We start from the raw sequence: 12,698 nt of genomic DNA, 5'->3' as shown, positions 1-12,698 counted from the left end.
ATAATTAAATCATCGATCAATAAAAACGAGAGCCATGTTCAGAAACCATCTTAAAATAGCCTGGAGAAGTATTAAGAAGGATACGCTATTTGCCACCATTAAAATTGGTGGCTTTTCTGTTGGTATAGCGGCCTGTCTTTTAATAGCCTTATACATTCACAATGAAGTGGGTTATGATCAGCACTATACCAAAAAAAATCAGTTATATAGAGTAGTGTTAGAAGGCATGTACAAAGGTGAAGTCATGAAAAGCACTCACTTTCAATTACCCTTTTCAGAAGCCTTGCAAAATGATTTTCCAGAAATAAAAAAGGCAGGGAAAATAAATACAATTGAAATTTTTGGTGCAGGTAAACGCGGTATTCGCTTAGCTGGGGCAGCTCAAAATAACTTGGAAACCGGCTTTATGCTTGCGGATCAAGAAGCATTTGAACTTTTGGAAGTGAAGTTGCAACAAGGTAATCCTAAAACCGCATTGGCAAATCCAAAAAGTATTGTCATATCGGAAACCAAAGCGGCAAAGTATTTTAATGGGGATAAAATTTTGGGCGAAACCATCATTTTAGATAATGATGAGAGTACTCCGTATACGGTAACCGGGGTCATGGAAGATGCTCCAAAAAACTCACATCTGGCCTATGATTTTCTTCTACCTATAGAAGATACCAATGCAAACTGGACCAACCAGAATTATTTTACCTATGTGTTGGTAGATGACCATACGAACGTGCAGGAATTGGAGCAAAAAATGGTTTCTATTGTTGAAGACTATATTATACCTGCACAGCGCGAACGAGGGCGTGCTCCAGACTTTATTGAGGTGCTTAGAACCATGAAGTACAAACTACAGCCCATAACCGATATTCATCTGTATTCAGACACTAAAATGGCAGATGGTCTAAAGCATGGCGATATACGTTTTGTTTGGCTTTTTGCCGCTGTTGCCGGTTTTGTGTTATTATTGGCGGTAATCAACTTTATTAATCTTTCTACCGCAAAGTCAGCCAATAGGGCTAAAGAAGTTGGCTTAAGAAAAACCATTGGTGCTTATAAAAGCAATTTGATAACGCAATTCTTGACCGAATCTATGGTGTTTAGTTTTGTGTCTTTTCTATTGGGCGTGCTATTGACTTGGGCATTACTTCCAACATTTAACAACATGGCATCAAAAGCGATAGAAATGCCTTGGTCTGCTTGGTGGTTTGTTCCGGTAATAGTAGTTGCTGCTCTTTTGGTAGGAGCTTTGGCGGGCTTATATCCGGCATTTTATTTATCGGCATTTAAACCGGTAAATGTTTTAAAGGGAAGTCTTAGTATTGGCAGTAAAAGTGGCAAATTAAGGAGCGGACTCGTTGTCTTTCAATTTACTACATCGGTAGTGCTGATCATTGCCACCTTGATTATTTACAAACAAATGGACTTTATTCTTCAAAAAGAATTGGGGTATGATAAGGAACAGGTTGTTGTTCTAGAAGGTACCGGAATCTTAGGGGAAAGTGCTGAAAATTTTAAAGAACAACTACTTCAATTGCCACAAGTGAAATCGGCTACCATTTCTAATTATTTGCCGGTAGATGGTGGTAGTAGAAACGGTAATACATTTAGAAGGGAAGATGAAGGAAATGAAGGTAGAGGTATACCTGCCCAAATCTGGAGAGTAGATTATGATTACATTAAAACGCTTGGTATTACGGTTAAAACAGGAAGAGATTTTTCTAAGCAATTTGCGTCTGATGCTTTGAACTCAATTATTATAAATGCAAATATGCAACGTGAATTGGGCTTAGAAAATGCAATTGGCAAAGAAATAAACAATAACGGTCAACAGTTTAAGGTCATAGGTGTAATAGATGATTTTCATTTTAAGTCCTTAAAAGAAGATATTTCTTCGCTATCGCTCGTAATCGGTAAAGATTTAGGGTCTATATCGCTAAAGTTGGAAAAAGGAAATGTGAATGAAGCCTTGGCTTCAATTACTTCGGTTTGGGATAAAAATGTGCCCAGTCAGTCCATTAATTATAGTTTTTTAGATCAAGAGTTCAGCCATATGCACGATGATGTGAAACGCATGGGTAAAATATTCAACAGCTTTGCCTTATTCGCCATTTTAGTTGCTTGTTTAGGTTTGTTTGCACTATCTGCCTTTATGGTAGAACAACGTAAAAAAGAAATCAGCATCCGTTTGGTTTTAGGGGCTCCGTTTAAAAGCATCTATAAATTGCTTACCGTAGATTTTATGAAACTGATTATAATTTCTATCGCCATTGCCGTACCTGTAGGGTGGTATTTAATGAGCCGTTGGTTAGAAGATTTCGCCTATCACATCACTATTGGTTGGGGAATATTCTTTACCGCAGGATTCATTGCACTGACCATAGCTATTTTGACCATAAGCTATCAATCTATTGGTGCCGCATTGATTCAGCCATTAAAAAGCTTAAGGAAAGAATAATTGTCCCATATACAGCCCTTCCCGAAGAGAAGGGAGTAAATAATAATCTCCAATCCGTTACCCCTCCTTTGAAGGGGCTAGGGGGAGGACTAAAAACGAGAGTCATGTTCAAAAACTATTTAAAAATCGCTTGGAGAAACCTAACTAAGAATAAAGGCTATTCAATTATTAATATTGGCGGACTAGCAATTGGCATGGCTTGTTTTTTAATGATCTTAATGTTCATTAACAATGAGCTTTCCTATGATAAGTATCATACAAAAGGCGATCAAATTTATAGAGTGGTACACCATATGGGATCGAGCGATGTAAAAGACAAGTGGATTTGGGGAAATGCACCTATAGGACCGGCTCTAAAAGAAGATTTTTCTGAGGTAATTGAAAAAGTACAGTTTTCGGGTAGGTCGGATGTTTTGTTGGAATACAACTCTAATTCTTTTCAAGAGAGTGATTGCTTCTATGTGGATGCTTCGGTCTTTAGTGTTTTTACTTGGCCATTACTTTCGGGAAATCCTAGAACAGCTCTAGAAGCACCATATTCTGTGGTGTTGACAGAAAGTACGGCAAATAAGTATTTTGGTGATGAAGATCCAATGGGTAAGGTGATGGAAGGTGTTGGCGGCAGAGCCAATGATGGGCAATATACCGTAACCGGTGTCATGAAAGATGTGCCCAAAAACTCGCATTTTAATTTTGATGTTTTACTCTCTATGAGTTCGTTTTATCAAACAAGACCAAATATTTTTGAGTCTTGGGGATATGTGGATTTTTATACGTATTTCTTGGTAAACGATAATTTTAATGTTGAAGATTTTCAATCAAAAATGCCTGTGTTTTTAGATAAACATAGGTCAGAGGAAGAAAAGGAATATTACTATAATGTAGCATTTGAACCGTTAAAGGACGCCTATTTGAATTCAGATGCTGTTCGCCAACCTGGTATAGTTGGCAGCCTGCCCAATATCTATATTTTTGGTGTTATAGGCTTATTTATACTTGTCATTGCCAGCATCAATTTTATGAATTTGGCGACTGCAAGGTCTATGGAACGCGCCAGAGAAGTAGGAGTTAGAAAAGTTATTGGTGCCGATAAGAAAGGATTGGTCTATCAATTTTTGGGTGAATCCTTAGTAATGGTTTTGATATCTGCTTCCATAGGGTTATTACTTGTTTTTGTGTGCATGCCGTGGTTATCGAATATTACAGGTAAGCAGTTTATAATAGGTGATATCTTTAGCTCTTATATGTTGCCATTATATTTTGGTACGGCAATTATTACCGGTTTATTTGCGGGAAGCTACCCTGCATTTATTTTGTCGGGATTCAAACCCGCCAGTGTTTTAAAAGGACTGATAAGTTCCTCTCCGCAAGGGGTGAACTTACGTAAAGGTTTGGTAATTTTTCAATTCAGTTTATCTATTGCATTGATAGCAAGTACGGTTATCGTTTATTTTCAACTAAGTTTTATGTTGAACAAAAATCTTGGGTTTGACAATGAGCAACAATTGGTCATCGATTATAATTGGGACGGTGAAGTTTTGGATAAGATAGAAACCGTAAAAAATGAACTTAAAAATTTGCCAGAAGTAACATCTGTAGCTAGTTCACGCACAGTGCCAGGAGGTCATTTTCCGGCTGCCGGAACAGAGATAGAAACATTTGAAGGCAATATGGAACATTTTGAGCCATTTTTGTATGAAATAGATTTTGATTTTATACCACATTATAATATTGAAGTAGTAGCAGGCAGAGCGTACTCAAGGGAATTTGTTTCAGATTCGTTAAGTGCTATGGTCGTAAATGAAGCTGCAGTAAAATCATTTGGTTATGCAGACCCTTCTGAAATTATTGGTAAAAAATTTCAGCAATGGGGTCGTGAAGGAACCATTGTAGGGGTCGTTAAAGATTTTAATTACATATCCCTACATCAAGAAGTAGCTCCGCTATCCATGCGTTACTCTCAATATGGAAGGTATATTTCCTTAAAGGTAAAGACAGATGATATGCAGCGGTCAATAGCCAATATTGAGGAAAAATGGGCAACTTTAGCACCACACAGACCATTCTTGTACAGCTTTTTAGATGATAGTTTTAATGAACAGTACCAAGCGGATTTTAGATTTAAAAAGCTGTTTACCCTATTTTCTTTTTTAGCCATATTCATAGCATGTTTGGGCTTATTTGGCTTGGCAACGTATAGTGCCATGTTGCGAACCAAAGAAATAGGGATACGAAAAGTATTGGGAGCAGAAGTTTCTAGTATTGTCACATTATTGTCAAAAGACTTTATAAAGTTGGTCATCATTGCAATTGTAATTGCAACGCCATTTGCATGGTACGCTATGGATAATTGGTTGAATGTTTATGCTTACAAGGTCGAAATCAACTGGTGGGTGTTTGCCTTGGCAGGTATTATGGCGGTAGCCGTTGCTATTTTAACAGTAAGCTATCATGCCATTAAATCAGCACGGGCGAATCCTATCAAAAGTTTACGTACGGAATAAAACTTTACTGTACATTATTTAGACACATTTTGTCCAAATATTTGACACTTAGTATTTATATTTAAACATAAATGACTGATAATCAATAGTTTGAATTAATGGCATGAAATTAGAATTTGATGAGTTTTAATCAAGCACCAAAAAACGAGAACCATGTTTAAGAACTATCTAAAAATTGCCTGGAGGAGTTTAAAGAAGCAAGCCTTTTTCACTTTTCTAAATACATTCGGACTAGCCATAGGTATGGCAGGGGCATTGATTATATCGCTATATATCTACGACGAACTTAGCTACGATAAAATGTTTGCCGATGCAGATAGGATTTATCGTATAGATTCTGATATCAAATTTGGTGGAGCGGAAATTAAGGCTGGGGAAGCTGCCGCACCAATGGCGGAAACTTTAAAAAGGGACTATCCGCAGGTAGATGCTTCAGTGCGCTTTAGAACTATAGGTAGTGCTTATGTTAAGAAAGTTGGAGGAAATAAAAGTGCCAAAGAAAACTATATTACCTATGCCGATTCCACTGTTTTTGAATTCTTTGGGATAGACTTACTTGCGGGTAATGCAAAAACAGCATTAACGGGTACCAACTCGTTAGTATTGACCAAAACCGCAGCCGAAAAACATTTTGGTGCTACAGATGTCATTGGTCAGAATTTATTATTGGATAATACAGATACGTATACGGTAACCGGTGTCATTGAAGATATGCCCAAAAATTCCTATTTCAATGATTATAGTGTGTTTTTAGCAATGGCGGGCAACGTAGCATCTAGAGAAGACAATTGGGGCGGAAATAATTATTTTACGTTTATAAAACTACTACCGGGAGCATCGGTAGAAGATTTTCAAGGACCCTTGCAAGACATGTTAGAGCGCTACATGTTACCATGGGCACAAAAATATTTTCCAGGTATGACGGCAGAGTCGTTTGCGGCATCTGGTAATTATATTCGATACCACACCATGCCCTTGACCGATATTCATTTGCATTCAGATAAAAGCTCGGAAATGAGTGCAACGAGCAGTATTCAGAATATCTACATTCTTTCTTTTATAGGGCTGTTTTTGATCATTTTGGCAAGTGTTAATTTTATGAATTTGTCTACGGCTCATTCGTTAAAGAGAGCCAAAGAAGTAGGGGTGCGAAAAACCTTGGGCTCAAATAAACTGAATTTGGTCTTTCAATTTTTAACCGAATCAGGATTAATTGCATTTGTGTCCTTATTAGTGGCACTTTTGATGACCCTGGTAGCATTGCCCTTTTTCAATAGCTTTACGGGTAAATCAATTGCAATACCGTTTACGCAGCCCTTATTCTGGCTGGCATTAATAGGGGCAACTATGTTACTTGGGCTGTTGTCAGGAAGTTATCCTGCATTTTTTATGTCGAGGTTTACACCCGTTAAAACGTTAAAAGGTAATAGTACTGAAAGTGTGGGCAATGGTAGGGTACGTAATGCCTTGGTAATTTTTCAATTTTCAATTTCGGTATTTCTTATTATCAGCACCTTGGTAGTATTTCAGCAATTGAATTACATACAGAATAAAGATTTGGGCTTCACCAAGGACCAAGTATTGCTAATAAACGAAATGGGTGCATTAGGGTCCAAAACCAAGACTTTTAAAGAACAGATTGCGAATATGGGTTTTGTAGAGAGTGCTACGTTAAGCAATTATTATCCAACGCCATCTTGGCGGTCAGATACTTCGTTCTTTGAAGAAGGTTCTAGAGATCAAGAAAGTGCCATTCAAATGCAAGAGTGGGATGTAGATACAGACTATCTAAAAACTATGGAAATGGAACTGGTTGCCGGTCGTGATTTTAACCCGACGTATGCATCGGATTCTACAGCCATAATAATCAATGAATCTACGCTGCCTATTTTAAATGTAACGGCAGAAGAAGCATTAGGCTTACGTATATCAGAAGAAATAGAACAAGAAAACCCTACCTACTATACCATAATTGGAGTGGTTAAAGACTTTCATTATAGAACGCTGCGTACAAATATTAGTGCCTTGGGTATGCATTTAAATTCAAATGCCCAAAACATGGCGGTAAGAATGAGTGGAGGAAATTATGCAGATAATATTAAAGCCATTGAAAATACGTGGAACACCATGGCACCAGGTCAACCTTTCGATTTCCGGTTTATGGATGAGGCCTTTAATACCACTTATGAAGCAGAACAAAAACTGAGTCAGATATTTTTCATTTTTACTATTCTATCCATTTTCATTGCTTGTTTGGGATTATTTGGATTAGCTGCCTTTAATGCTGAGAAGCGCACTAAAGAAATTGGCGTTAGAAAAGTATTGGGGGCTACTGTAAGTCAGATTTCATATCGGCTTACGGTAGATTTCCTAAAATTGGTAGGCGTAGCCATATTGATTTCTTTGCCCATAGGCTGGTTTGTCATGAATAAATGGCTTGAAGATTTCTCATACAGAATTGAGATTGGTGTTGGGGTATTCCTGTTGGCAGCTGTGCTTGCCATTATCGTAGCAATACTAACGGTAAGCTACCAAAGTATAAAAGCGGCAATCGTTAATCCCGTGAAGAGTTTACGGTCAGAGTAAGCAAAGCATCAAACTTCATCAATCAAAAAGAACATCATGTTAAAGAATTATATCAAAATAGCTTGGCGTAATTTAATAAAGAACAAGCAGCAAACTATTATAAACTTTTTGGGTCTTACGCTTGGTACCGTAAGCTGTTTAGTAATATTGTTATATGTATTTGCGCAGTTGGGTTATGATCAGCACCATAACCAGGCGTCATCAATTTATAGGGTGGAGACAATTATAGATCGTGATGGTCAAGAATCTTTTGATTCCGCCACCTCGTCGCCACCAATAGCATTTGCATTAAAAGAAGATTTTGCCGAGGTAGAAGAAGCAACCAGAGTTGTATTGACCGATGCATTTTACAGTCCACTAATAAGAGCGACAAATAGCAAAGATGCTTACTATGAACCAAGGGTCTATTTAGCAGATTCAACTTTTTTCAAAGTATTCAATTTTAAAATACTTGAAGGTGATGAAAAAACGGCTTTAGATGAACCCAATACCGTAATGCTGTCATCATATTTGTCCGATAAGTTATTCGGCAAAACCAGTCCTTTGGACAAAACTGTGGTTTGGGGCAGTGGAGAAAGTGCATTAACCCTTACCGTAAAAGGAGTTTATGATGAAAAGGCTTATAAAACGCATTTTAATCCTAGTTACATTGTAAGCATGAGTACCCCGGGAATGGGAACCTTTGTGCAGAACTTCCAGAGCTTTGCAACCAATAATTTTGCGTATAGTTATGTAAAATTGACTTCAAATGGTAGTGGTTTAGGTCTACAACGAAAATTGCCCCAGTTTATGGAAGATAGAGGAGCACAAGATTTAAAAGATGCCGGTATGAGCAGTAAGACGCTAGAGCTTACAAAAGTTACTGATATTCACTTATACTCCAACGGTAGAAAAAATCAGCTGGATCGCGTATCTAATAGTACCTACCTTTATTTTTTACTGAGTTTGGCATTTTTTATACAATTGGTGGCATGTATTAATTTTATAAATCTAAGTACGGCTAGGGCAAGTAAAAGGGCGCGTGAAATTGGGGTTAGAAAGGTAGTTGGTGCAGGTAAAAATGCATTAATGCGGCAATTTTTGGGCGAGTCGTTGTTACTGTCCATATTCGCCATGTTGATCAGTATACCTATAGTTATATTGCTTTTGCCATTTGTAAATGAAGTTACACAAGAATCATTGACCTATACAAGCTTATATCAATGGCAGATTGTGGTATTATTATTGGCTATAGGGGTAGTTACAGGGTTGGCTTCCGGTGTTTATCCGGCTATTGTCCTATCTTCTATAAAGCCGGTAAGAGCGTTAAAGAGTTCGGCTATTTTGCAATCTGGTAGTGGTACGTTTAGAAAAGCTTTGGTGGTATTTCAATTTGTAATTTCTATATGTTTAATAAGCACGGTAATTATTATAGGTCAACAATTTAAATATGCCCAAACCAAAGACTTAGGGTATAAAAAAGATAATCTTCTAGCATTGCGGGTAGGGACCGAAGAATCATCTAATAAGATTGAATCTTTAAAAGCATCATTTTTAAAAGTACCGGGCGTATTGCAAGTGTCAAGTGGAAATTATTCGCCATCGGAAATTATATTAGCAGATAACGGATTTTACTTGCCTGGCGGAAATAAGGAAAATAAAACAGTGGTAAAACGTAATGGTGTTAGCGATGGCTATTTTAACACCATGGGTATAGAATTGTTGAAAGGTAGGGATTTTAATACTGCCGATACCGTAGACCAAATCATAGTGAACGAGGCTACGCTAAAAGCTTTTAATATTGATATTGAAAACGCGTTAAGTGCCACCTTGATGCAAAGTTATGGCGATGAAATTGAAGAATTACGAATTATAGGTGTGGTAAAAAATTATCATTTTGCTTCCTTAAAAGAAGAGATTCAGCCTCTGTTCTTGCATAAGGAAATGGAACCTAATTGGCTGTTTATTAAGGCAAACACCGATAACTATGGTCAGTTGCTACAAGGTTTGGAACAACAATGGAAATCTACCTTAAGTAATATTCCTTTTGATTATCGATTTGTAGATAAAGAAGTAGAAAAGTTATACGAAGAAGAAAAGCGTTTAGGGTTTATCTCTGTAGGATTTACCATTTTGGCAATATTCATAAGCTGTTTGGGCTTATTTGGACTTATCTCATATGTAGCAGAGCAAAAGAAAAAAGAAATAGGTGTACGCAAAGTGCTGGGCGCAAGTGTACAGTCTGTAGTTAAATTACTAACGAAGGACTTTATTAAACTGGTACTCATTGCTTTTGTACTGGCATCACCAATAGCCTATTACTTTGCTTCTAGATGGTTAGAAGGTTTTACGTATCGTATTGAAATTAAGTGGTGGGTCTTTTTAGCAAGTGGTGTACTTGTTATGGTGATTACATTTTTGACCGTGGGACTGCAATCATTAAAATCTGCAGCAGCAAACCCGGTAAAAAGTTTACGATCGGAGTAGTACATGAAAATAACATACTAAATCTCGTTTTCCATTGATTAGAATGGTGTAACATTCTCATTTTTAAGCAGTCTTTGTAAATATATTGTACAACTGTTGTCAAATTATTTTACATATAAATTTATGTGTTTTATTGTAAGCAATTGATAAACAATGTATTAGTAGTGTGGCACGAATTTAGGTTTAAATTTATGGTCATCAATCAACAATCACTGTTTAGAACCAAATAAGCATCAATCAAAAAACGAACAATCATGTTTAAAAACTATCTAAAAATAGCCTGGCGAAATCTTCTTAAGAACAAAGGATATACCATTATCAATGTTGGAGGTCTAGCCCTAGGGATGGCAGTAACATTAATCATTGGGCTATGGATTCAAGATGAACTTACCTATAACGACTATTTTAAAAATAAAGATCGTATTGCCCAAGTTTTTCAATCGCAAACCTTTAATGGTGAAACAAGTACCGGCCCTGCCATTCCAAGACCTTTGGAGAAAGCCTTAAAAGATGGTTATGGCGATAGTTTTAAACACGTGATCATGTGTTCTTGGACCAATGACCATTACTTAAAATATGATGAAAAGAACATATCCAGACCGGGTAATTATATGCAGCCAAATGGACCGGAACTTTTTGGCCTAGAAATTATAAAAGGCGAAAAGGATGGGTTACGCGAAATCAATTCTATTATGTTATCCGCATCCACCGCAGGTGCCTTGTTCGGTAATGAAGATCCAATAGGTAAAACGGTCACGGTAAGCAATGAGCACAAGTTGAATGTCAGCGCGGTATATAAGGATATACCGGTCAATAACTCCTTTAACGACACCGATTATATTATTCCTTGGGAGAAGTATTTAGCAGTAAACGAATGGATTCGTAATGCAGAGGATTCTTGGGGAAACAACTCCTTTCAATTGTTTGTACAGTTAGCGGATAATACTACAATGGAGCAAGTATCCAACTCCATTAAAATGGTGAAACAGGACCTTAATGAAAATTCTAGGGAATTTGATGCTCGGATTTTTTTGTTTCCTATGAAGGATTGGTACTTGAGAAGTAATTTTGAAAATGGTGAACAAGTAGGTGGTCGTATAAAATATGTATGGCTATTTGGTATCATTGGTGCTTTTGTATTGTTATTGGCGTGTATCAATTTTATGAATTTGAGTACGGCTCGTTCAGAGAAAAGGGGCAAGGAAGTAGGTATACGTAAATCTATTGGATCACAGAGAGGACAATTGATCTATCAATTCTTGAGTGAATCCTTTATTGTGGTTTTGTTTGCTTTTGTCGTGGCCTTGTTAATGGTACTGTTATCCTTGAACGGTTTTAACGAACTCTCCAGAAAGGAGATTTCCTTTCCTTGGGGAAATATTAAGTTTTGGGGGGCATCTTTGATATTTATATTGTTCACGGCAATAGTGGCTGGGAGTTATCCGGCCTTGTATCTTTCTTCCTTTAGGCCCGTAGATGTGCTTAAGGGCACTTTTAAAACGGGTAAATATGCAGGTTTGCCCAGAAAGATACTGGTCGTGTTGCAATTTACGGTCTCCGTTGCATTTATTATAGGTACCGTTATTGTTATGCAACAGATAAATTTTGCAAAGGACCGTCCTGTTGGGTATGATAAGGAAGGGTTAATACAGATACCCACTTTTAGTCAGGACTTTAATGGAAAATATGATTTAATGCGGGCGGAATTCATTGGCTCAGGTGCTGTGGTGGAAATGTCAACATCTAGTAGCCCAACCACCAGAATATGGTCCAATAGAAGTGGTTTTATTTGGGAGGGGAAACCAGAAGGTTTTCAAGAAGATTTGGCATGGACCGAGGTTTCTCCGGAATATGCAAAATCCCTTAATATGAAAATTGTAGAAGGAAGGGATTTTTCAAGGGATTTTGCAACGGATTCCTTGGGCGTTCTTATCAATGAAACGGCCAAAAAATATTTGGGAATGGAAAATCCTGTAGGGCAGTTGTTACGAGACGATGATGATGAAGATCCAAATCCACCATTAAAAATAATAGGGGTGGTTCAGGATATGATTACGCAATCTCCTTATGAACCGGTAAAGCAAGGAATGTACGTATATGACCGGTTCAATAATGCAAGTTATTATAACCTGAGATTAAATCCAGATAAAAGTGCATCACAAAATATTGCAACGATAGAACGAGTGTTTAAGGAGCATTTTCCTGACATTCCTTTTGAATATGATTTTGTTGATAGTGAATATGGCGAAAAATTTGCATCCGAGGAACGCATAGGAACCCTGTCCGGAGTATTTACGGCACTTGCCATTTTAATTAGTTGCTTGGGGCTATTTGGATTGACATCATTTGTGGCGGAACAACGTAAAAAGGAAATAGGTGTACGTAAAGTATTGGGCGCTTCTATTTTTAATGTATGGAACATGCTTTCCAAGGACTTTTTAAAATTGGTGGTCATCTCTTGTTTTATTGCAGTACCTATAGCTTATTTCATTATGAACGGTTGGTTGCAGGAATATCCGTATCGGGTAATTCTTAAATGGTGGATTTTTGCCTTGGCCATGATGGGAGCTATGTTGGTAACCATTGCTACCGTAAGTTTTCAGGCAATCAAGGCAGCAAGGGCAAACCCTGTAAAAAGTTTGCGGACGGAATAAGGGAAAGGTCACAACGTATCAATCAAACCAAAAAAA

The 12,698-nt window shown here is 37.4% G+C and carries 5 protein-coding genes; all 5 read left to right on the top strand.

Annotated elements, in window-relative coordinates; genetic code table 11:
• Nucleotides 1-34 precede the first annotated feature (34 nt).
• The 5 genes from JM81_RS09710 to JM81_RS09690 all read left to right on the top strand — a co-directional run bounded on the left by JM81_RS09710 (nt 35) and on the right by JM81_RS09690 (nt 12,662).
• The gene (locus JM81_RS09710; RefSeq protein ID WP_144802827.1) at nt 35-2,452 is read left to right on the top strand and encodes an ABC transporter permease; all 2,418 of its coding nucleotides are present in this window, start codon (nt 35-37) and stop codon (nt 2,450-2,452) included.
• A 104-nt stretch (nt 2,453-2,556) separates the two neighbouring features.
• A complete protein-coding gene (locus JM81_RS09705) occupies nt 2,557-4,956 on the top strand; it encodes an ABC transporter permease (RefSeq protein ID WP_144802824.1) in 2,400 nt (799 codons plus the stop codon).
• Between the two features lie 153 nt (nt 4,957-5,109).
• Nucleotides 5,110-7,542 carry an ABC transporter permease gene (locus tag JM81_RS09700; RefSeq protein WP_144802821.1) on the top strand — a complete coding sequence of 811 codons (2,433 nt, stop codon included), beginning with the start codon at nt 5,110-5,112 and terminating at the stop codon, nt 7,540-7,542.
• A 36-nt stretch (nt 7,543-7,578) separates the two neighbouring features.
• The gene (locus tag JM81_RS09695; RefSeq protein WP_144802818.1) at nt 7,579-10,008 is read left to right on the top strand and encodes an ABC transporter permease; all 2,430 of its coding nucleotides are present in this window, start codon (nt 7,579-7,581) and stop codon (nt 10,006-10,008) included.
• Nucleotides 10,009-10,262: 254 nt separating this feature from the next.
• Nucleotides 10,263-12,662: an ABC transporter permease gene (locus tag JM81_RS09690; RefSeq protein ID WP_144802815.1), complete on the top strand. Its 2,400-nt coding sequence runs from the start codon at nt 10,263-10,265 to the stop codon at nt 12,660-12,662.
• The last annotated feature ends 36 nt before the right edge of the window (nt 12,663-12,698 follow it).

Source organism: Maribacter sp. MAR_2009_72 (assembly GCF_007827235.1).
Classification (GTDB): Bacteria; Bacteroidota; Bacteroidia; order Flavobacteriales; family Flavobacteriaceae; genus Maribacter; species Maribacter sedimenticola.
The sequence above is the reverse complement of the archived record's forward strand: the minus strand, read 5'-3'. Positions and strand labels throughout refer to the sequence as shown.

Bases quoted from the DNA above. Each gene is read 5' to 3' on its own strand.
- JM81_RS09710 (WP_144802827.1), top strand. From the start codon at position 35: ATGTTCAGAAACCATCTTAAAATAGCCTGGAGAAGTATTAAGAAGGAT.
- JM81_RS09705 (WP_144802824.1), top strand. From the start codon at position 2,557: ATGTTCAAAAACTATTTAAAAATCGCTTGGAGAAACCTAACTAAGAAT.
- JM81_RS09700 (WP_144802821.1), top strand. From the start codon at position 5,110: ATGTTTAAGAACTATCTAAAAATTGCCTGGAGGAGTTTAAAGAAGCAA.
- JM81_RS09695 (WP_144802818.1), top strand. From the start codon at position 7,579: ATGTTAAAGAATTATATCAAAATAGCTTGGCGTAATTTAATAAAGAAC.
- JM81_RS09690 (WP_144802815.1), top strand. From the start codon at position 10,263: ATGTTTAAAAACTATCTAAAAATAGCCTGGCGAAATCTTCTTAAGAAC.